The organism is Formivibrio citricus, from assembly GCF_900115065.1.
GTDB classification, from domain to species: Bacteria; Pseudomonadota; Gammaproteobacteria; order Burkholderiales; family Chitinibacteraceae; genus Formivibrio; species Formivibrio citricus.
In genome coordinates this window covers 81,370-100,927 of sequence record NZ_FOVE01000013.1, presented here as the reverse complement: position 1 = coordinate 100,927, position 19,558 = coordinate 81,370, and the positions used below count along the sequence as shown (strand labels likewise).

The 19,558-nt window shown below is 58.2% G+C and carries 20 protein-coding genes and 2 rRNA genes; 20 read left to right on the top strand and 2 right to left on the bottom strand.

The annotated features are described in order from the left end of the window. Positions 1–94: ribosomal RNA gene (locus BMZ36_RS09660) — 23S ribosomal RNA — on the top strand; the annotation flags it as partial. A gap of 92 nt (positions 95–186) precedes the next feature. Then, positions 187–300: ribosomal RNA gene (gene rrf / locus BMZ36_RS09655) — 5S ribosomal RNA — on the top strand. Positions 301–360: 60 nt separating this feature from the next. Here the strand turns inward: rrf and ptsP are convergent. Continuing rightward, positions 361–2,466 carry a phosphoenolpyruvate--protein phosphotransferase gene (gene ptsP / locus BMZ36_RS09650; RefSeq protein ID WP_091195236.1) on the bottom strand — a complete coding sequence of 702 codons (2,106 nt, stop codon included), beginning with the start codon at positions 2,464–2,466 and terminating at the stop codon, positions 361–363. A gap of 133 nt (positions 2,467–2,599) precedes the next feature. Between ptsP and BMZ36_RS09645 the strand changes: the two genes are divergently transcribed. Further along, positions 2,600–3,877, top strand: a complete 1,278-nt coding sequence (locus BMZ36_RS09645; protein ID WP_245747871.1) for an AmpG family muropeptide MFS transporter — start codon at positions 2,600–2,602, stop codon at positions 3,875–3,877. Here the strand turns inward: BMZ36_RS09645 and BMZ36_RS09640 are convergent. After that, entirely contained in the window at positions 3,859–4,632 is a 774-nt protein-coding gene (locus BMZ36_RS09640; RefSeq protein WP_091195230.1) for an exodeoxyribonuclease III, read from the bottom strand. The two genes, BMZ36_RS09645 and BMZ36_RS09640, sit on opposite strands and share 19 nt — an antisense overlap. A gap of 71 nt (positions 4,633–4,703) precedes the next feature. Here BMZ36_RS09640 and pyrE point away from each other — a divergent pair, with 71 nt between their 5' ends. The 17 genes from pyrE to glmU all read left to right on the top strand — a co-directional run bounded on the left by pyrE (position 4,704) and on the right by glmU (position 19,512). Next, positions 4,704–5,342, top strand: coding sequence for an orotate phosphoribosyltransferase (gene pyrE / locus BMZ36_RS09635; RefSeq protein ID WP_091195269.1), 639 nt, complete (start codon positions 4,704–4,706; stop codon positions 5,340–5,342). 16 nt (positions 5,343–5,358) lie between these two features. Then, complete coding sequence (locus BMZ36_RS09630; RefSeq protein WP_091195227.1) at positions 5,359–5,955, top strand: DUF4124 domain-containing protein; 597 nt, start codon at positions 5,359–5,361, stop codon at positions 5,953–5,955. Then, positions 5,955–6,746 carry a polyphosphate--glucose phosphotransferase gene (gene ppgK / locus BMZ36_RS09625; RefSeq protein ID WP_091195223.1) on the top strand — a complete coding sequence of 264 codons (792 nt, stop codon included), beginning with the start codon at positions 5,955–5,957 and terminating at the stop codon, positions 6,744–6,746. Before BMZ36_RS09630 ends, ppgK begins: the two co-directional genes overlap by 1 nt. A gap of 47 nt (positions 6,747–6,793) precedes the next feature. Next, positions 6,794–8,692, top strand: a complete 1,899-nt coding sequence (mnmG, locus tag BMZ36_RS09620) for a tRNA uridine-5-carboxymethylaminomethyl(34) synthesis enzyme MnmG (protein ID WP_091195221.1) — start codon at positions 6,794–6,796, stop codon at positions 8,690–8,692. Continuing rightward, the gene (rsmG, locus tag BMZ36_RS09615) at positions 8,693–9,328 is read left to right on the top strand and encodes a 16S rRNA (guanine(527)-N(7))-methyltransferase RsmG (RefSeq protein WP_091195217.1); all 636 of its coding nucleotides are present in this window, start codon (positions 8,693–8,695) and stop codon (positions 9,326–9,328) included. A 13-nt stretch (positions 9,329–9,341) separates the two neighbouring features. After that, positions 9,342–10,124: a ParA family protein gene (locus tag BMZ36_RS09610; protein WP_091195214.1), complete on the top strand. Its 783-nt coding sequence runs from the start codon at positions 9,342–9,344 to the stop codon at positions 10,122–10,124. Next, on the top strand, positions 10,121–10,954 hold the full coding sequence (locus BMZ36_RS09605) for a ParB/RepB/Spo0J family partition protein (RefSeq protein WP_091195211.1): 834 nt from the start codon (positions 10,121–10,123) through the stop codon (positions 10,952–10,954). Before BMZ36_RS09610 ends, BMZ36_RS09605 begins: the two co-directional genes overlap by 4 nt. A 44-nt stretch (positions 10,955–10,998) precedes the next feature. Beyond that, on the top strand, positions 10,999–11,430 hold the full coding sequence (locus tag BMZ36_RS09600; RefSeq protein WP_143086020.1) for a hypothetical protein: 432 nt from the start codon (positions 10,999–11,001) through the stop codon (positions 11,428–11,430). A gap of 10 nt (positions 11,431–11,440) precedes the next feature. Continuing rightward, on the top strand, positions 11,441–12,271 hold the full coding sequence (atpB, locus tag BMZ36_RS09595) for a F0F1 ATP synthase subunit A (RefSeq protein WP_091195203.1): 831 nt from the start codon (positions 11,441–11,443) through the stop codon (positions 12,269–12,271). Between the two features lie 61 nt (positions 12,272–12,332). After that, a complete protein-coding gene (gene atpE, locus BMZ36_RS09590; RefSeq protein WP_091195199.1) occupies positions 12,333–12,596 on the top strand; it encodes a F0F1 ATP synthase subunit C in 264 nt (87 codons plus the stop codon). Between the two features lie 52 nt (positions 12,597–12,648). Further along, positions 12,649–13,119 (top strand): F0F1 ATP synthase subunit B, encoded by a 471-nt coding sequence (locus BMZ36_RS09585; RefSeq protein ID WP_091195195.1) that lies wholly within the window; start codon positions 12,649–12,651, stop codon positions 13,117–13,119. 5 nt (positions 13,120–13,124) lie between these two features. Next, positions 13,125–13,661, top strand: coding sequence for a F0F1 ATP synthase subunit delta (locus BMZ36_RS09580; protein WP_091195189.1), 537 nt, complete (start codon positions 13,125–13,127; stop codon positions 13,659–13,661). A gap of 8 nt (positions 13,662–13,669) precedes the next feature. After that, positions 13,670–15,211, top strand: a complete 1,542-nt coding sequence (gene atpA, locus BMZ36_RS09575) for a F0F1 ATP synthase subunit alpha (protein ID WP_091195183.1) — start codon at positions 13,670–13,672, stop codon at positions 15,209–15,211. Positions 15,212–15,239: 28 nt separating this feature from the next. Then, complete coding sequence (atpG, locus tag BMZ36_RS09570; protein WP_091195179.1) at positions 15,240–16,109, top strand: F0F1 ATP synthase subunit gamma; 870 nt, start codon at positions 15,240–15,242, stop codon at positions 16,107–16,109. A 33-nt stretch (positions 16,110–16,142) separates the two neighbouring features. After that, positions 16,143–17,522, top strand: a complete 1,380-nt coding sequence (atpD, locus tag BMZ36_RS09565) for a F0F1 ATP synthase subunit beta (protein WP_091195175.1) — start codon at positions 16,143–16,145, stop codon at positions 17,520–17,522. A gap of 79 nt (positions 17,523–17,601) precedes the next feature. Then, the gene (locus BMZ36_RS09560) at positions 17,602–18,030 is read left to right on the top strand and encodes a F0F1 ATP synthase subunit epsilon (protein ID WP_091195172.1); all 429 of its coding nucleotides are present in this window, start codon (positions 17,602–17,604) and stop codon (positions 18,028–18,030) included. A 108-nt stretch (positions 18,031–18,138) separates the two neighbouring features. Continuing rightward, a complete protein-coding gene (gene glmU / locus BMZ36_RS09555; RefSeq protein ID WP_218142689.1) occupies positions 18,139–19,512 on the top strand; it encodes a bifunctional UDP-N-acetylglucosamine diphosphorylase/glucosamine-1-phosphate N-acetyltransferase GlmU in 1,374 nt (457 codons plus the stop codon). The last annotated feature ends 46 nt before the right edge of the window (positions 19,513–19,558 follow it).

The following is a 19,558-nucleotide window of genomic DNA, read 5'->3' as shown; positions in this document are numbered from 1 at the left end:
GGGTCGTTCGAGACCAGGACGTTGATAGGTCGGGTGTGGAAGCGCAGTAATGCGTTAAGCTAACCGATACTAATTGCCCGTGCGGCTTGATCCTATAATCTGAAACGCGTAAGCGAACAATCAAACCTAGTGTTACTTCTTCCAGATTCAGTGTGCTGTTCAAAGAACAGCCCACAACCAGTTATGTCTGGCGACCTTAGCGAGGCGGTCCCACTCCTTCCCATTCCGAACAGGACAGTGAAACGCCTCAGCGCCGATGATAGTGCGGAGCTCCCGTGTGAAAGTAGGTCATCGCCAGACTTCCCCTCAGAAAACCCCCAGCTACAAACGTGGCTGGGGGTTTTGCTTTTCAAGATGCGGCTACGATTTGTGTGCCAGAAAGCCGTTGAATAGTTCTCGTACTTCACTGGCGGTTTCCATTCCAAGAGCATGCCGCGCCAGTTTTTCACATTCGGCCTTGCTGAGTTTGCGGATGAGTGCCTTGGTTGTAGCGATGCTCGGTATGCTAACTGAAAGTTCGTCCACTCCAAGCCCGATCAGCAGAGGGACAGCCAGCGGATCCGATGCCATGCCTCCGCAAATGCCAACCCATTTGCCATGCTTGTGAGCTCCTGCGGTTGTGATCGCGATCAATTGAAGGACGCTGGGATGAAAAGCGTCGGCGCTTGCGGCCAGCTTGGGGTGCCCTCGATCCATTGCCAACGTATATTGAGTCAGGTCGTTGGTGCCGATTGAGAAGAAATCCGCTTCCTTGGCAAATTTTTCTGCCATGAGCGCGGCTGATGGCACCTCAATCATGAGGCCGACATTGACTGGCATATGGCTGCCGAGCTGTTTTTTTTCTTCCTCTACGAGTTTGCGTGCTTCCCGGAGTTCTTCAAGCGTAGCAACCATTGGGAACATCAGATGCAGGCGCGTAAAGCTGGCTGCCTGCAAAGCTGCGCGGATCTGTGTGCGCAGTATCTCGGGCTCTACTGCAAGTAATCTGATGCCGCGGATGCCGAGGTAAGGGTTTTCTTCTGCCGGCAAAGGCAAGTAGGCCAAAGGTTTGTCTCCACCCACATCCAGCGTTCGCAAGACCAGAATGTTTTTGGGTCCGAGCGTCTTGGCAATCGCACAATAGTTGGCTGCCTGCTCGGCTTCGCTGGGAGGCGTCGTGCGCTCCAGATATAAAAATTCCGTGCGTAGCAGCCCGACACCCTCCCCGCCTTGGGCAATTGCATCGAAGGCTTCGGTTACGCTGCCAATATTGGCCACCACCTCGATTCGCTGATCATCAAGGGTCGAAGCGTGCTCTTGCGCGTGTTCCATCGCATTGGCGTGTTGACGCAAGACACGGGCTTGCTGTGATCGGGCCTTGGCAATGGCTAGCGGAGGCGGATTGAGCGACAACGTGCCGCTGTATCCATCCAGAATGGCGGGTGTCCCGTTCTCAACCCGTAGGGCACGTTCCTCAATGCCACAAATAGCAGGCAGGCCAAGTGATCTGGCCAGGATAGCGACGTGACTGGTTGCGCCGCCCCCTGTTGTGCAAAAACCGAGTACTTTGTCCCGATCAAGGTGAGCGGTTTCCGAAGGAGTCATGTCTTCCGCAATGAGGATGGCATTATCAGGCAGTGCTGGGACCTCTTCTGTCACTCCCGCCAGAAGTTTCAGAACCCGTCGGCTGACATCCCGGATGTCATTGGCGCGCCCGGCAAGAACCTCATCTTTGAGCGCTGCGAGTTGGTTGGCATAGGCTTTGCAGGCGGCTTGCCATGCATACGCGGCGCTTTGACCATGGCTGATTCCGGATACAACCAGATCCAGCAATTCCGGATCGCTGAGAAGCTCTTCGTGGGCGGCGAAGATGGCGGCCTTGTCTGGGTCGGCAATGGTGGCGTGCAGCGCCTCCAATTGTATGGCAGCTTCCCGTAATGCCTCGTCGAGTTGCTGGCGTTCGAGCAGGGGGTCTTCACCCCGTTCCTTGACGACGATTTCTTCTTGCCGGACTTGAACGATGACACCGACTGCCATTCCAGGTGCCGAGGGAATGCCATTCAGTGCACAGGACAAAGCGATGTTTTTTTCTGCTGGAATTGCCGAGGGCATCGGGGGCAGTGTCGATTCGGCCTCTCCTTCTCCACACCCCGTTGCAATCAGTTCGGCCAGTTTCTGTACTGCTTCTCGGGCGTCGGGGCCGATAGCGGAAAGCAGGACCGAGTCCCCCTGCTTGACACCCAGACTCATGATCGAGACCAGAGATTTGGCATTTACATCCCGGTTGCCACGGCGCAAGCGGATTTCGGACGAATAGGCTTTGGCTGCATTGACCAGCGACGCAGCAGGGCGAGCATGCAAACCTACGGAGTTGGGAACCACGACGGGATCGGAAATCGCAGTTTCACTGCTGAGTTGCGAGGCAGGGTCTCCGGAAAGCGGGGCGGCGATATTTTGTTGTTGCTGTAAATGAGGAGGGTGGCTCATGATCGGCTCGCATCGTATGTTGCTTTTTTTTATCTTAGATGACCATCCACTGCGCCGCCGCCCGGACTGCTTTGGATTAGCGGTGGCGCGTGTTTTTGGGTAAGGTTAGGGCTCTTTTGTGACAGGATTTGCTATGCCCACAGCCAATTGGAGGCAACTTCTTCTGACCCGCCGCATGTTGGTCTGCACCTTGACCGGCTTTAGTTCCGGATTGCCGCTCTATCTGCTGCTCAACCTGGTGCCTGCCTGGCTCAAGACGGAGGGCCTGAGCCTCAAGATGATCGGTGCTTTTGCCCTGATCCAATTCCCCTACACCTGGAAATTTGTCTGGTCGCCCTTGCTGGATCGTTATGCCTTGCCGTTGCTTGGTCGCCGCCGTAGCTGGATGCTTGTCACACAGATTCTGCTGGTTGGCGCGATTGCTGCGCTTGGTCAGATCGCACCTTCAGTGCAAATTGAAGTGGTCCTGCTGTTGACCGCTGCCATTGCTTTTCTTTCTGCGACGCAAGATATCGTTCTGGATGCGTTCCGCCGCGAATTGCTCCCGGAAATCGAGTTGGGCCTGGGCAACGCCATCCATGTGAATGCGTACAAGATTGCCGGTTTGGTTCCTGGAGCCATCTCCCTGATCCTTGCCGATCATTTGCCATGGAACGCGGTTTTCATCATCACCGCCTTGTTCATGCTGCCTGGCGTGGCGATGACCTTGTGGGTGGCCGAACCAGCAGGTATGTTTGGCTCGCCCCGGACACTGCGCCAAGCGGTGGTAGAGCCGTTTCATGAATTTTTCAATCGGCAAGGAATTCAGTCGGCCCTGCTGGTTCTTGTTTTCATCCTGCTCTACAAGCTGGGCGATTCGCTGTGTACTGCGCTTGCCACGCCGTTCTACCTCGATATGGGATTCTCGAAAACTGAAATCGGCATTGTTGCCAAGAACGCCGGTCTGTGGCCGAGCGTGATTGCGGGTCTGGTTGGTGGAGTGTGGATGGTCAGACTGGGAATCAATCGGGCCTTATGGGTATTCGGTTTTTTGCAGTGGGCGGCCATTCTGGGATTTGCCTGGCTGGCTTGGCGCGGTCCCGCTCCATCCGATGCTCCGCGCCTCGCGATCCTGGCTGTCGTGATCGCAGCCGAAGCGGTTGGTGTTGGTCTGGGAACGACGGCGTTCGTTGCCTGGATGGCGCGAATGACGCACCCGGCCTATACGGCCACCCAACTTGCGTTGTTTACCAGCCTGATGGCGGTACCGCGCACCTTCATCAATGCCAGCGCGGGCTGGCTGGTCGAGTATCTTGGCTGGTTCAATTTTTTTGTGTTGTGTACAGTGTTGGCTGTGCCGGGGATGACTCTGCTGTTGAAAGTGGCGCCATGGAATGAGCCGGCAATCGATACTCAACCCGGCCAGTCGTAATCCACGATCAACGGCGCATGGTCCGAGAATTTTTCTCCTTTGTAGACCTGCGCGGATTGGGCAGCAGCTGCTATGCCGGGTGTGGCAATGTGGTAGTCGATGCGCCAGCCGACATTCTTGGCATAAGCCTGCCCGCGGTTAGACCACCAAGTGTAGCCGGGATCTTCGGGGTGGAGTGTGCGCCAGATATCGACGTACCCCAGTCCGTCAAACAGTTGGCCGATCCAGGCGCGCTCTTCGGGTAAAAAACCGGAATTTTTCTGGTTGCCTTTCCAGTTTTTCAGATCGATTTCGCGATGGGCAATGTTCCAGTCGCCAACGAGGACGACTTCGCGCTGGCTGGCGATGAGGTTCTCCAGATGCGGGTGAAAATGGTCCATAAAGGTGAATTTGGCTTGCTGGCGCTCTTCCGAACTGGAGCCCGAGGGTAGATAGAGCGAGACCACGGACAGGTTGCCGAACCGGGCCTCCAGGTAGCGGCCTTCTGAATCGATATCGGGGATACCCAACCCCTCAATGACCCGGTCCGGCTCGCGGCGGCAATAAAGCCCGACCCCGCTGTAGCCTTTTTTCTCCGCGTAGTGGAAGTAACCGTGAAATCCGTGTGGATTGCGCAATGCCTGCGCGATATCCGCTTCCTGGGCTTTCAGTTCCTGAACGGCCACGATGTCGGCATCCTGTGCGGCGAGCCAGTCAAAAAAACCCTTGTTGTTCGCAGAACGAATGCCGTTGAGGTTGGCTCCGATGATACGCATGAATGAACTTGCTCCTGAAAATTGCTATCCTTGGGGTCTGTACGCAATCAGACAAGACACAGGAATTCTGCATGAGCGATTTTCGCCGCAATTTTATTGCCTTTGCCGTTGAACAGAATGTGCTGCGTTTCGGCGAGTTTATCACCAAGGCCGGGCGAGCTTCCCCGTACTTTTTCAATGCCGGCTTGTTCTACACCGGTACGGCGCTGGGTTCGCTGTCGCGTTTTTACGCCAAGGCAATCCAGGCATCGGATGTTCAGTTCGATGTGCTGTTCGGCCCGGCCTACAAGGGCATTACGCTGGCAGCAGCTACGGCAGTTGCTTTGGCCGATAGCGGACGAGAAACACCGTTCTGTTACAACCGCAAAGAGGCCAAAGATCACGGCGAAGGCGGCGTTCTGGTTGGCGCGCCACTCAAGGGGCGGGTGCTGATCATCGACGATGTCATTTCGGCCGGAACCTCGGTGCGTGAATCGGTGGAAATGATCCGTGCCGCAGGCGCCGAGCCGGCGGGGGTGGTGATTGCGTTGGACCGGCGCGAGCGCGGGCAGGGTGAATTGTCGGCGGTGCAGGAAGTCGAGCGCGACTATGGCATCCCGGTCATCAGCATCGCTTCGCTCGACGATTTGCTGGCTTATCTTGCGGATCGACCGGAAATGGTCGAAAACGAGAAAAGAGTCGGGGCTTATCGAGCCCAATACGGAATCTGAAATCTCAGAGCACCTCATGAAAAAGACAGGCATTTTCTTCGTGACAACCTTGCTGGCAATCGCTTCGCTGGCTGCAGAAGCTCGCCTGTACAAATGGGTGGACGAGAACGGCCGCGTGCAATTCAGCGACAAGCCCCCGCCTGCCGGAGCCAAAGGCGTATCGGAGCTGGACCAGCGCGGCGTGGTCCGCAAGACGCCGGCCAAAGCGGCCTCGGCGGGTGATGCGGCTCTGCGCGCCGAGGAACAACAGAAACTGATTGAGCAGAAACGCCGTGACAACGCACTGCGACAGTCTTTTTCCAAGCCCGAGGAAATCGATTTCCTGCGTGACCGGCAGATTGAGGCAGTGCGGGCCCGATTGCAGACCAACAAGCTGCAACAGCAATCCGTGGGCGAAAAGAGCAGCCGGTTGAATACTCAGGCCGAAACCCTGTCTGCCGCCGGTAAACCTGTGCCCGACTCCATCAAGAGCAATCTGGATGCTGCCCGCAAGGAACTGGCAACGCTGGAAGCGGAAGCGCGCAAGATGGACGAAGAAATTGCCGCCATTACGGCGCGGGCTGAAGCGGACAAGCGGCGTCTCATTGAGTTGCAAGGACCGGTGCGGCGCTGATGGAAGTGTCATCCGTATGCCCCGACCGGACTCTCCCGGCGTTCGGCACGGTATTGGGGATCGATATCGGAGGCTCCGGTATCAAGGGCGCGCTGGTGGATGTCTCGACCGGCGCTTTGCTGTCGGAACGGGCCCATCTGGCAACGCCGCAGCCTGCCACCCCGGAAGCCGTCGCGCAGGCGGTTCGCGAGCTTGCGGACCGCTTCGAATTCTCCGGTCTTGTCGGCTGCACTTTTCCCGCAATCGTCCAGCATGGCGTCACCCGTTCGGCTTCCAACGTGGACAAGAGCTGGATCGACGCGCCGGCCCAAGACATCCTTTCCCTTGCGCTGGAACGCCCCGTCGTGTTGCTCAACGATGCCGATGCGGCAGGGCTTGCCGAGACCGTTTTCGGCGCAGCCAAGGGCGTGGCGGGTACAGTGATCGTGCTGACGCTCGGCACGGGGATCGGCAGTGCCCTGATCGTGGATGGCCGGCTGGTTTCCAATACCGAGCTGGGCCATTTGCAGTTCAAGGGCGATATCGCCGAAAAATATTGCTCGGCCAAGGCCAAGGAGCGGCACTCGCTGGGGTGGCGCACTTACAGCAAACGCTTGAATGAATACTTGGCCCACCTTGAACTGCTCTTTTCCCCCGATCTTTTCATTCTGGGAGGGGGGATCAGCCGCAAGCACGAGCGCTTCATTCCGGAACTCAAGCTGCGGACGCCGGTTCTGCCGGCCGCATTGCGCAACCAGGCCGGAATCGTGGGAGCGGCCCTCGTGGCCGCGTGGGCTGACGCAAGCCACTGATTGGGCGTAAAATACCTGCCCTTTTCTCCCGGATGCGAGCACGTCTGATGCTATATCCCACTCGCTATGACGTCGTCGTGATCGGCGGCGGCCATGCCGGTACCGAAGCCGCGTTGGCCGCGGCCCGCATGGGCTGCAAAACACTGCTTCTGACCCACAATATCGAAACGCTCGGCCAGATGTCGTGCAACCCTTCGATCGGCGGGATCGGCAAGGGCCATCTGGTGCGCGAAGTCGATGCCCTGGGGGGCGCGATGGCGCTGGCCACCGATATGGGCGGCATTCAGTTCCGCACGCTCAACTCCAGCAAGGGGCCGGCCGTGCGCGCAACACGCGCCCAGGCCGACCGCGTCCTGTACAAAGCCGCGATTCGCAGCATGCTGGAAAACCAGGAAAACCTCGATATTTTCCAGCAACAGGCGGATGACCTGATCATGCAAGGCGAACGGGTGGCTGGCGTAGTGACGCAGGCAGGCATCCGTTTCGATAGCAAAACCGTGGTGCTGACGGCCGGGACGTTTCTCTCGGGCAAGATACACATCGGTCTGGAAAACTATGTGGGCGGGCGCGCGGGCGATCCGGCAGCTACGACACTGGGCGTGCGGCTGCGCGAACTGCATCTGCCTGCTGGGCGCCTGAAAACCGGAACGCCGCCGCGTATCGATGGCCGGACAATCGATTTTTCCGTGCTGGAGGCCCAGCCCGGAGACGATCCCGAACCGGTGTTTTCGGTGCGCGGCTCGCGCGCCATGCATCCGAAGCAGTTGCCGTGCTGGGTGACGCATACCAACTTGCGTACCCACGAGATCATCCGTTCCGGTTTCGACCGCAGCCCGATGTTCACGGGCAAGATCGAGGGCGTTGGGCCGCGCTATTGTCCGTCGATCGAGGACAAGATCAACCGCTTCGCCGACCGGGAAAGTCACCAGATTTTCCTGGAGCCGGAAGGCCTGACCACGCACGAGTTCTACCCGAACGGGGTGTCGACCAGTCTGCCGTTCGATATTCAGTTGGCGGCCATCCGCTCGATGAAAGGGCTGGAGAATGCCTTTATCCTGCGCCCCGGCTATGCGATCGAGTATGACTATTTCGACCCGCGTAACCTGAAAGCTTCGTTCGAAACCAAGTCGATCGACGGCTTGTTTTTTGCTGGTCAGATCAACGGCACGACGGGTTATGAAGAAGCTGCCGCGCAAGGACTGCATGCCGGCCTGAATGCGGCGCTGCAGGCGCAGGGCAAGGAAGCCTGGTGCCCCGGTCGCGACGAAGCGTATCTCGGCGTGCTGGTGGACGACCTGATTACCAAGGGCGTGACCGAACCTTACCGCATGTTCACCAGCCGGGCCGAGTTCCGTCTGCAGTTGCGCGAAGACAACGCCGATCTGCGTCTGACCGATGCCGGCCGCAAACTGGGCCTGATCGGAGATGAGCAATGGGCAAGGTTCTGCCGCAAACGCGATGCGATCGAGGCGGAAAAGCAGCGACTGCAATCGACATGGGTCAATCCGCGTATTCTGGATGCTGCCGAGGCCGAACGCCTGCTCGGCAAGCAGATTGAGCGCGAATTCACGCTGGCCGATTTGCTGCGCCGTCCGGAAGTGGACTACGCCGGATTGATGACGCTGTCCCTGGCCGGGCCGGGTGTCGCGGAACCGGAAGTGGCCGAGCAGGTGGAAATCCAGCTCAAATATCAGGGTTATATCGAGCGCCAGCAGAACGAGGTGGCCCGACGCGACAATATGGAGCATGTGACGCTGCCTGCCGATTTCGATTACAGCCAGGTTTCCGGGCTGTCGAAGGAAATACAGCAAAAGCTCGGTAAACAGCGGCCGGAAACCCTTGGCCAGGCTTCGCGTATTTCCGGGGTTACTCCGGCGGCCATCGCGTTGTTGCTGGTGTTTCTGAAGAAAAAACAGCTTGCCGATGCGGCAGGCAAGGTGGAATGAATGACGCAGAATCTGGCCGCGCAACTGGCGACGGGACAGGAAACGATGGGACTGGCGCTGGATGCCGGGCAACAGGAAAAGCTGCTCGCCTACGTGGCGCTTCTGGCCAAGTGGAACAAGGTCTACAGCCTGACGGCGATCCGCGAACCGGAGCGCATGGTTTCCCATCATCTGCTTGATTCGCTGGCGCCGTTGCCGGTGTTTGAAGGGGATGACCTGCATATCCTGGATGTCGGTTCGGGGTTCGGTACGCCGGGTATTCCGCTGGCGATTGCACGTCCCGACTGGCAAGTGACCTTGCTCGACAGCAACCACAAGAAAACCACTTTCCTGCGCCAGGCCGTGCTGGAGTTGAAGCTGGATAACGTCAGGGTGGTGACCGAGCGCGTCGAGCACTATCGCCCGGAGACGCCTTTCCATATCATTACCTCCCGGGCCTTTGCCGATTTGTCGGAATTCGTGAAACTGACTCGGCATCTACTGGCGGAGGACGGGAGCTGGATGGCGCTGAAGGGCGTCTATCCGCATGAAGAGATTGCGCTGCTGCCTGCGGATGTCAAAGTCGCGGGCGTGGATCATCTCAAGGTGCCCGGCATCGAAGCCGAGCGTCATCTGGTGCGTGTCGTACCGGCTTGATCTGGAGAAACTGATGCGGGTGCTGGCCATTGCGAATCAGAAAGGGGGCGTGGGCAAAACCACGACCGCGGTCAATCTTGCCGCGAGCCTTGCTCATCTTGGCAAACGGGTGCTGTTGGTGGACCTCGACCCGCAAGGGAATGCCACCATGGGCAGCGGCGTGGACAAAACGCACCTCAAGCATTCGATCTACACGCTGTTGATCGGTGAGTCTTCCGTGCACCAGGTCGTCCAGGCGTCGGAAACCGGCGGCTACGGGCTGCTGCCGGCGTGCCGCGATCTGGCTGGGGCTGAAGTCGAACTGGTGCAGGCCGAGCAGCGCGAATCCCGTCTCAAGCAGGCGCTGGCGGAATTGGCGGCGGACTATGACTATGTCCTGATCGATTGCCCGCCGGCGCTCAATCTCCTGACGCTCAACGGTCTGGTGGCGGCCGATGCGGTAATGATCCCGATGCAATGCGAGTATTTCGCTCTGGAAGGGTTGACCGATCTGGTCAATACCCTCAAGCGCATCAAGCAATCGCTGAACCGCAAGATTGAAATAGAAGGGTTGCTGCGCACGATGTATGACCCGCGCAGCACACTTTCCCAGCAAGTGTCCGATCAACTGGTGCGGCATTTCACATCCAAGCTTTACCACACCGTCATACCGCGCAATATCCGCCTGGCAGAGGCCCCCAGCTATGGCCGCCCCATTCTGGCGTATGACAAATCATCCAAAGGGGCGCAAGCCTATCTGCAGTTGGCGGAAGAATTGCTGGCCCGCCGCAACGCTCAGGAAGCCGTGACAGCATGAACAAAAAATTCAAGGGATTGGGGCGGGGGCTGGATGCCCTGATGGGCGAAAATACCTCCGAGTCGCTGCAGATATTGCCGATTGCCGCATTGCAGCCTGGCAAATACCAACCACGGACGCAGATGAATCCGGAGGCGCTGGAGGATCTGGCTGCTTCGATCCGGGCACAAGGGTTGATGCAGCCGGTGCTGGTGCGCCCAGTCGGTGATGACCGTTACGAAATCGTCGCCGGCGAGCGTCGCTGGCGGGCATCCGAACTGGCCGGCTTGACCGAGATCCCGACGCTGGTGCGCGAGATTCCCGACGAGGCCGCACTGGCGATGGCCCTGATCGAGAACATCCAGCGCGAGAACCTCAATCCGCTGGAAGAAGCAATCGGTATCCAGCGCTTGATCGACGAATTCGACATGACGCATGAGGTGGCAGCGGATGCAGTGGGCAAATCGCGCACGACCGTCACCAATCTGCTTCGCCTGCTCAATCTGACCGAGCCGGTGCGCGACATGCTGATGAACGGACAGCTCGACATGGGGCATGCCCGCGCCCTTCTGCCGCTGGATGCGCTCAAGCAACTGGAAGCGGCCAAGACCGTAGCGCTCAAGGGGCTCTCCGTGCGTGAAACCGAAGCCCTGGTCAAGCGCATTCAAAAGCCTGCGGAGAGCAAGCTGAATCGCGAGGTTGACCCCGATGTGCGCCGGCTTCAGGAAGAGGTTTCCGAGCGAATCGGTGCGCGTGTGACTATTGCGCCGGGGCACCGGGGCGCGGGCAAGCTGGTGATCGATTATGCCAGCCTTGAGCAGCTTGACGGCTTGTTGTCAATGCTCAAATAACCGCTGACTCAAACAGCTGTCAGCGCTTGACGGCGTAAGTTTGTGTGGCGCACAATCGATTCGCTTCACCGCTTTTATTGCCTTTATTGGCTTTATTGAGGGCAGGGTTGAATGTGGCTGCAAGGACTCCCATACGGGCAGTGGTCAGGATTCAGTGCTGGATCGCACTGATTTTTTTTCTGCTACTCATGCCGAAAGGCTGGGCCTCAGCACTTTCCGGATTGCTGGGAGCTGGGATCGCAATTGCTGGAGGCTTGCTGTATTTCGTGGCCCTGCGCAAGATCAATGAAGGCGACTTCAGCTCGACGGCAATTTTGTACTTGCTCTTTGTTGCCGAGTTGGCGAAGCTGGCAGGAATCGCTGCCGCACTGGTGGTGGTGCTGTTTTTTTTCCGGCAAGCAGAATGGTTTCTTGTTGTAGGCGGTTGCCTTGCTGCCTATAGTGCTTACTGGTTTGGACTCTTGATAAAAAACTGACGGTTGAATCATGTCTGGACAACACGCATACGTACCTGCCAATCCTACCGAATACATCCAGCATCACCTGAAATTCTGGAAGGTGGGCGATGGCTTCTGGTCTTTTCACCTGGATACTTTCTGGGTGGCGCTGCTGACGGGTTTTGTTTTCCTGGCGCTGTTTGCCTATGTCGCGCGCCGGGCGACTTCTGGAGTTCCCGGTCGCTTGCAGAATGTCATCGAAATGATCGTCGACATGGTTGACAGCCAAGTCAAGGGGGCCTTCCATGGCAGGGGGTCGAATCTGGTCGGGCCACTTTCACTGACTGTTTTCATGTGGGTTGTCCTGATGAACTCGATGGACTTCCTGCCGGTCGATCTGCTGCCCAAGCTGGCGCAGTGGTTCGCCATGACCTTCTTCCATGCCGATCCACATCATGTATATCTGCGAGTTGTTCCGACCGCTGACATCAACCAGACGCTGGCCATGTCGATTTCCGTGGTGCTGTGCACCGTAGCCTTGGGTATTGCGGCCAAGGGGCCTGCCGGCTTCCTCAAAGAGCTGTTTACCGCGCCTTTCCATGCCCACAATCCGGTGATGATTCTGTTGCTGGCTCCGGTCAACTTCTTCATGCAGCTGGTTGAATACTTTTCCAAGATGCTGTCGCTCGCAATGCGGTTGATGGGCAATATGTTCGCCGGCGAGCTGGTTTTCATGCTGATCGCACTGATGCCTTGGTGGGCGCAGTGGGTGGGCGGAGCGCCGTGGGCGATCTTCCACATCCTGATCGTGATCCTGCAAGCATATATTTTCATGATGTTGACGATTGTTTATTGCAGTTTGGCCGTTGAAGAGCATTGATCGGCTGTTTGTTCAACCTTGTTGTAAACGTATTACCCGTCTTTCATTTAGGAGAAAACACATGGAATTTCTGGCTCAAGTTCAATCGGTAACCGTGATTGCCATTGGTGTAATGATCGGTCTGGCTGCGATCGGTGCGGCGATCGGCGTGGCACTGGTCGGTTCCCGTTTCCTTGAATCTGCTGCCCGTCAGCCGGAAATGATGAACGCCCTGCAGCCGAAGCTGTTCGTGATCGCCGGTCTGGTGGACGCCATCTTCATTATCACCGTTGCCGTCGGCCTGATGTTTGCGTTTGCCAACCCGCTGCTCGCCGTTATCAAGTAATTTTCCGGCTGGACGACTTGGGTTGTTCAGTCAGTAACCGGGGAACGCACTCATGGATATCAACGCATCCCTCATCGGGCAGGCGATTACTTTCGCCATCCTGGTGTGGTTCACCATGAAATTTGTCTGGCCGCCGCTGGTCAAGGCCATGGATGAACGAGCCGCAAAGATCGCCGAGGGGCTGTCTGCAGCGGATCGCGCCAAACAGGATCTGGAGTTGGCCGAGAAACGCGCTGCCGAACGGCTGCGCGAAGCCAAGCAGCATGCTGCCGAGATTGTCGCGCAAGCAGAGAAGCGTGCAGCGCAAATTGTCGATGAAGCCAAGGACGACGCAAAGCAGGAAGGCAATCGCCTGATTGCCGGTGCCCAGGCCGAAATCGAACAACAAGTCCAGCATGCGAAGGAAACTCTTCGTCAGCAGGTGGCCGAACTGGCCGTTGCCGGCGCGGAAAAAATCCTGCAGCGCGAAGTCGATCAGAACAAGCACGCCGACATTCTGGCGTCGATCAAAGCGGGGCTGTAACGCAAATGGCAGAACTCACTACCGTTGCACGCCCTTATGCCGAGGCGGTATTTCGGCTGGCCAAGGAGTCCGGCTCGCTTGATGCCTGGTCTGAATCTCTCGCCAAGCTGGCGCTGATCGCCGGCAACAAGGAGGCACAGGCGGTGGTTGCCGATCCACAGTTTTCTGTGGCGCAAACCAAAGCACTGCTTCTGGAGTTGCTTGGCAAGGATGTCATGCCGGAGGTGAGCAATTTCATCTCGACCATACTGGAAAATCGGCGCTTCTTGGTGCTGTCTTCCATTGCGACCTTGTTTGAGGAACTGAAAGCAGCCAGCGAAGGCCAAGTTGACGCATTGATCGAGTCGGCGTACGCGCTGACCGACGCGCAACTGGCCGATTTGACTACGACGCTGTCCCGGCAACTCAATCGCAAGGTCAATGCCTCAGTGACTGTCGACTCAGCCCTGATCGGGGGCGTCAAGGTGACTGTTGGCGATCTGGTGGTCGATGCGTCCGTGCGTGGCAAGCTGTCCGCACTGGCCGCGAGCCTGAAGAATTAGGAGAAAACATGCAACTCAATCCGTCTGAAATCAGCGAGCTGATTAAGGCCCGGATCCAGAATCTGGCCGAAGGCGCCCAGACGCGCACCACAGGTACCGTGGTTTCCGTGACCGACGGTATTGTCCGCGTTCACGGCCTGTCGGACGTGATGCAGGGCGAAATGCTGGAATTCCCGGGTAATACGTTTGGTCTGGCGCTCAATCTTGAGCGTGATTCGGTGGGCGCGGTGGTGCTGGGCGACTACAAGCACATTACCGAAGGCGACGAAGTCAAATGTACCGGCCGCATCCTGGAAGTGCCGGTCGGTCGCGAATTGATTGGCCGCGTGGTCGATGCACTGGGCCAGCCGATCGATGGCAAGGGGCCGCTGAATACCAAGCAAACCAGCCCGATCGAGAAGATCGCTCCGGGCGTGATTTCCCGCCAATCGGTTTCCCAGCCGCTGCAAACCGGTATCAAGGCCATCGACACCATGGTGCCGATCGGTCGCGGCCAGCGCGAGCTGATCATCGGCGATCGCCAGACCGGCAAGACCGCCGTGGCGATTGATGCCATCATTAACCAGAAAGGCAAGAACTGCACCTGTATCTATGTGGCGATTGGCCAGAAGGCCTCTTCGATTGCCAACGTGGTACGCAAGCTCGAAGAGCATGGTGCAATGGATCACACCATCATCGTGGCTGCCGCAGCGGCGGAATCTGCAGCAATGCAGTTCATCGCGGCTTACTCCGGTTGCGCGATGGGCGAATACTTCCGGGATCGTGGCGAAGACGCACTGATCGTTTATGACGATCTTTCCAAGCAAGCCGTTGCCTATCGCCAGATTTCGCTGTTGCTGCGTCGTCCGCCGGGCCGTGAAGCCTTCCCGGGCGATGTGTTCTATCTCCACTCCCGTCTGCTGGAGCGCGCTGCCCGCGTGAATCCGGAATACGTAGAACGTCTGACCAACGGCGAAGTAAAGGGCCAGACTGGCTCCCTGACCGCGCTGCCGATCATCGAAACCCAAGCTGGCGACGTGTCCGCTTTCGTTCCGACCAACGTGATTTCGATTACCGACGGCCAGATCTTCCTGGAAACCGACTTGTTCAACGCGGGTATCCGTCCTGCCATGAACGCCGGTATTTCGGTGTCCCGCGTCGGCGGTGCTGCACAGACCAAGGTCATCAAGAAACTCGGCGGCGGCGTGCGTCTGGCGCTGGCTCAGTACCGCGAACTGGCTGCATTCGCCCAGTTTGCATCGGACCTCGACGAAGCCACTCGCAAGCAGCTCGACCGCGGTCGCATGGTGACCGAGCTCATGAAGCAGGCGCAGTATTCGCCGCTGCAGGTTTCCGAACTCGCCATTACTCTGTTGCTCATCAACAAGGGCTGCTATGACGACGTCAAAGTGGATCGTGCGCTTGCTTTTGAAGCTGCATTCCTTTCCCACCTCAAGACGGCGCATGCAGAGGTACTGGCCCGGATCGACGAGAAAGGCGACATGGCTGCAGACGACGAAGCTACCATCCTCAAAGCGGTGGATTCGTTCAAGGCTGGCGCTGCCTACTGATTTGAGACGATAAAACAAGGATCAAATCATGGCAGGCGGAAAAGAAATTCGGACCAAGATCAAAAGCGTCAGGAATACGCAGAAGATCACCCGCGCCATGGAGATGGTCGCCACGTCGAAGATGCGCAAGGCCCAGGATCGCATGAAAGCTGCGCGTCCCTACGGCCAGAAAATCCGCAACGTGGCGGCTCACCTCAGCAAGGCGTTGGTGGAATATCCGCATCCGTATTTGCTGGCGCGCGAAAACGTCAGGCGCGTGGGGTTGATTGTGGTGACCTCCGACAAGGGCTTGTGTGGGGGTCTTAATACCAATTCGCTGCGTTTGGCCGTCAACCGCATGAAGGGCTGGCGCGATGCCGGCGTGGAAACCGTGGTTACGGCAATCGGCAACAAGGGGTTGGGTTTCATGAGCCGCAATGGCGCCAAGGTGGTTTCTTCGGCGCATGGCTTGGGAGATACCCCGCACCTTGAACAACTGATTGGCCCGATCAAGGCCATGGTTGATGCCTACATCGCGGGCGATGTGGATGAGGTGCACATGGTCTATACGAGCTTCGTGAACACCATGAAGCAAGAGCCCGTGTGCGAACAATTGTTGCCATTGTCTGGCGAGGCTTTTGGTCAGCCCGAACATGGTTACAACTGGGAATATCTCTACGAGCCGGCCGCCAAGACCGTGATCGACGACTTGATGAATCGCTATCTCGAAGCGCTTATTTATCAGGCCGTGGCGGAAAACATGGCGTCGGAACAGGCGGCGCGCATGGTGGCCATGAAGTCGGCGACCGACAATGCCGAAAAAGTGATTGGCAACTTGCAGCTCTTGTATAACAAGACTCGCCAGGCAGCCATTACCAAGGAACTTTCTGAAATCGTGTCCGGCGCGGCCGCGGTTTAACGGAATGCAGAATCAACTGGATTAGGAACTGCAATGAGCCAAGGGAAAATCGTTCAAATCATCGGCCCGGTCGTTGACGTGGAATTTCCGCGCGAGGCCCTGCCCAAGGTGTATGACGCGTTGAAGCTCGTCGAGGGCGAGCTGACGCTGGAAGTGCAACAACAACTCGGTGATGGCATTGTTCGTACGATTGCGATGGGTTCGACCGATGGCTTGAAGCGCGGCCTCGGTGTGCTCAACACCGGTGCGCCGATCTCGGTGCCGGTCGGCAAAGCCACTCTCGGTCGTATCATGGATGTGCTGGGTTCGCCGGTGGATGAAGCTGGCCCGGTCGAAAGCGAGACCGTGCGCTCGATTCACCAGCCAGCACCGAAGTTCGACGAGCTGAACCAGACCATCGATCTTCTGGAAACCGGCATCAAGGTGATTGACCTGATGTGTCCGTTTGCCAAGGGCGGCAAGGTGGGCCTGTTCGGCGGCGCGGGTGTGGGCAAGACCGTGAACATGATGGAGCTCATCAACAACATCGCCAAGGCGCACTCGGGTCTGTCCGTGTTTGCCGGCGTAGGGGAGCGTACCCGCGAAGGGAACGACTTCTATCACGAAATGAAGGATTCGAACGTGCTCGACAAGGTGGCCATGGTCTATGGCCAGATGAACGAGCCGCCGGGCAACCGTCTGCGTGTGGCGCTGACCGGCCTGACCATGGCTGAATACTTCCGCGACGAAGGCCGCGACATCCTGTTCTTCGTCGACAACATCTATCGCTACACGCTGGCCGGTACCGAAGTATCCGCCTTGCTGGGCCGGATGCCGTCCGCCGTGGGCTATCAGCCGACGCTGGCCGAAGAAATGGGCGTACTGCAAGAACGCATTACCTCCACCAAGACCGGTTCGATCACTTCCATCCAGGCCGTGTACGTGCCTGCCGATGACTTGACCGATCCGTCGCCGGCGACGACCTTCGCCCACCTGGATGCAACCGTGGTGCTGTCGCGCGATATCGCCGCGCTGGGTATCTACCCCGCAGTGGACCCGCTCGATTCCACTTCGCGCCAGCTTGATCCGCAAGTGGTGGGTGATGAGCACTACACCGTGGCGCGTGGCGTGCAGGCCACCCTGCAACGTTACAAGGAACTGCAGGACATCATCGCCATTCTGGGTATGGACGAACTTTCGGCCGAAGACAAACTGGCCGTGGCGCGGGCTCGCAAGATCCAGCGTTTCCTGTCGCAGCCGTTCCACGTGGCCGAAGTGTTCACCGGTTCGCCAGGCAAATACGTTCCGCTCAAGGAAACCCTCAAGGGTTTCAAGGGCATTCTCGACGGTGACTACGATCACCTTCCCGAGCAGGCGTTCTACATGGTTGGCGGCATCGAAGAGGCTGTCGAAAAGGCCAAGACGCTGCAATGATGTCAGGTGTGAGGTGCGGGGGGTGGGGTGAAACTCCGCTCCTCACGCCTTTTTCCTCACTCCTCACGAGGTTTCAGATATGGCAATGACAATGCACGTGGACGTAGTCAGCGCGGAAGAGCTGATCTACTCCGGAACTGCCGAGTTCCTGTCCGCCCCGGCTGAAAAGGGTGAAGTGGGTATCCTGCCCCGCCACGCGCCGCTTCTGACCCGCATCCGCCCGGGCGCTGTCCGGATCAAGGTCGCCAATACCGACAATGAAGAGGTTGTCCTTTTCGTTTCGGGTGGCTTGCTTGAGGTGCAGCCCCATGTGGTGACCATTTTGGCGGATACCGCCATTCGCGGGGCAGATATCGACGAGGCCAAGGCGTTGGATGCCAAGCGGCGTGCCGAAGAGGCCATTCGCAATCGCGCCAGTGCCATGGACTTTGCGCTGGCCCAAGCCGAACTGGCCGAGGCTATCGCCAAACTGGGCGTGATCGACAAACTCAAGAAGCGCGCGCACTGAGCGTTTGGCAGGTATTTGAAAACAAGGGGGCGGCCGGCAGGCTGCCTCTTTGTTTTTGTGATCGGCAAATCGGTTAAAATTCGCAGATCAACCCAAAGGAAATTCAGCATGTCTCTGCAAGTGATCGTTCTTGCCGCCGGGCAAGGCAAGCGCATGTATTCGAAGCGCCCCAAGGTTCTGCACAAAATCGCGGGCCAACCTTTGCTGGGGCACGTGCTGGATACGGCGCGCAGTCTGAGCCCGGACAAGCTGGTCGTGGTCTACGGGCATGGAGGCGACCAGGTGCGCGCCGAATTTGCCGGGCAGGACGATCTGGTCTGGGCGCATCAAGCCGAGCAACTGGGAACTGGTCATGCCGTGAAACAGGCCATGTCGCACGTGCAGGGAGGCGTCACGCTGATCCTGTACGGTGACGTGCCCCTGACGCGCAAAGCCACGCTGGAGCGTTTACTGGATGCGACAGGGCACTGCACCGCCGTCGGGCTGCTGACCGATTTCCTGGCGGATCCGACTGGCTATGGCCGAATCGTGCGCAACGCGGCGCACAAGGTGGTCCGCATCGTAGAGCACAAAGATGCCAGTGAGGCGGAGCGCGCGGTCAAGGAAATCAATACCGGCATGATGGCGGTGCCGACCGCGCGGCTGGATGGCTGGCTGGCCGAGCTGCGCAATGACAATGCGCAAGCCGAGTATTACCTGACTGACATCATCGCCCTGGCTGTGCGGGACGGATTGGCCGTCAACGCCGTGCAGCCGGATGAGCACTGGGAAGCAGAAGGCATCAATAACAAACTGCAACTGGCGCAGCTGGAGCGCATCCATCAGCAGAATGTGGCGTGCAAGCTGCTGGAGGCCGGCGTGACCTTGGCCGATCCGGCTCGCATCGATGTGCGCGGTATGCTGCACCATGGACAGGATGTATGCATCGATGTGAATTGCGTGTTCGAGGGGAGGGTTGAACTCGGCAACAATGTCAGCATCGGCGCCAATTGCGTACTGAAGAATGTCAAGGTGGCCGATAACGTCGTGATTCATCCGTTCTGTCATCTCGAAGAAGCGGAAGTCGGTGCGGGAAGCCTGATCGGACCTTATGCGCGCCTGCGTCCCGGCGCGCAACTCGCGGAAAACGTCCACATCGGCAACTTCGTCGAAATCAAGAAGGCGGAAGTTGGCGTCGGCTCCAAGGTCAATCATCTGACCTATGTCGGCGATGCCACGATCGGTCGCGGTGTGAATGTCGGGGCGGGTACGATTACCTGCAATTACGATGGTGTGAACAAGTTCCGCACCGTGATCGGGGATAACGCCTTCATCGGCTCGAATACCAGCCTGGTTGCTCCGGTTGAAGTCGGGGCGGGGGCAACGACTGGCGCGGGGTCGGTGATTACCAAGAATGCGCCCCCGGACAAGCTGACGCTTTCTCGCGCCAAGCAACTCACTGTCGAAGGCTGGGCAAGGCCGGTGAAATTGCAGAAAAAATGATTGGGGAGAGGAGAGCAGACAACGCCAATCCCTTGCTTCTCCGTGG

What these genes read in the sequence shown, in the direction of transcription:
- BMZ36_RS09640 (WP_091195230.1), bottom strand. Translation starts at nt 4,632, where the DNA reads ATGCGTATCATCGGAGCCAACCTCAACGGCATTCGTTCTGCGAACAAC.
- glmU (WP_218142689.1), top strand. Translation starts at nt 18,139, where the DNA reads ATGTCTCTGCAAGTGATCGTTCTTGCCGCCGGGCAAGGCAAGCGCATG.
- mnmG (WP_091195221.1), top strand. Translation starts at nt 6,794, where the DNA reads ATGCTATATCCCACTCGCTATGACGTCGTCGTGATCGGCGGCGGCCAT.
- ptsP (WP_091195236.1), bottom strand. Translation starts at nt 2,466, where the DNA reads ATGAGCCACCCTCCTCATTTACAGCAACAACAAAATATCGCCGCCCCG.
- rsmG (WP_091195217.1), top strand. Translation starts at nt 8,693, where the DNA reads ATGACGCAGAATCTGGCCGCGCAACTGGCGACGGGACAGGAAACGATG.
- pyrE (WP_091195269.1), top strand. Translation starts at nt 4,704, where the DNA reads ATGAGCGATTTTCGCCGCAATTTTATTGCCTTTGCCGTTGAACAGAAT.
- atpB (WP_091195203.1), top strand. Translation starts at nt 11,441, where the DNA reads ATGTCTGGACAACACGCATACGTACCTGCCAATCCTACCGAATACATC.
- atpA (WP_091195183.1), top strand. Translation starts at nt 13,670, where the DNA reads ATGCAACTCAATCCGTCTGAAATCAGCGAGCTGATTAAGGCCCGGATC.
- atpE (WP_091195199.1), top strand. Translation starts at nt 12,333, where the DNA reads ATGGAATTTCTGGCTCAAGTTCAATCGGTAACCGTGATTGCCATTGGT.
- BMZ36_RS09560 (WP_091195172.1), top strand. Translation starts at nt 17,602, where the DNA reads ATGGCAATGACAATGCACGTGGACGTAGTCAGCGCGGAAGAGCTGATC.
- atpD (WP_091195175.1), top strand. Translation starts at nt 16,143, where the DNA reads ATGAGCCAAGGGAAAATCGTTCAAATCATCGGCCCGGTCGTTGACGTG.
- atpG (WP_091195179.1), top strand. Translation starts at nt 15,240, where the DNA reads ATGGCAGGCGGAAAAGAAATTCGGACCAAGATCAAAAGCGTCAGGAAT.
- BMZ36_RS09645 (WP_245747871.1), top strand. Translation starts at nt 2,600, where the DNA reads ATGCCCACAGCCAATTGGAGGCAACTTCTTCTGACCCGCCGCATGTTG.
- BMZ36_RS09610 (WP_091195214.1), top strand. Translation starts at nt 9,342, where the DNA reads ATGCGGGTGCTGGCCATTGCGAATCAGAAAGGGGGCGTGGGCAAAACC.
- BMZ36_RS09630 (WP_091195227.1), top strand. Translation starts at nt 5,359, where the DNA reads ATGAAAAAGACAGGCATTTTCTTCGTGACAACCTTGCTGGCAATCGCT.
- BMZ36_RS09585 (WP_091195195.1), top strand. Translation starts at nt 12,649, where the DNA reads ATGGATATCAACGCATCCCTCATCGGGCAGGCGATTACTTTCGCCATC.
- BMZ36_RS09605 (WP_091195211.1), top strand. Translation starts at nt 10,121, where the DNA reads ATGAACAAAAAATTCAAGGGATTGGGGCGGGGGCTGGATGCCCTGATG.
- ppgK (WP_091195223.1), top strand. Translation starts at nt 5,955, where the DNA reads ATGGAAGTGTCATCCGTATGCCCCGACCGGACTCTCCCGGCGTTCGGC.
- BMZ36_RS09580 (WP_091195189.1), top strand. Translation starts at nt 13,125, where the DNA reads ATGGCAGAACTCACTACCGTTGCACGCCCTTATGCCGAGGCGGTATTT.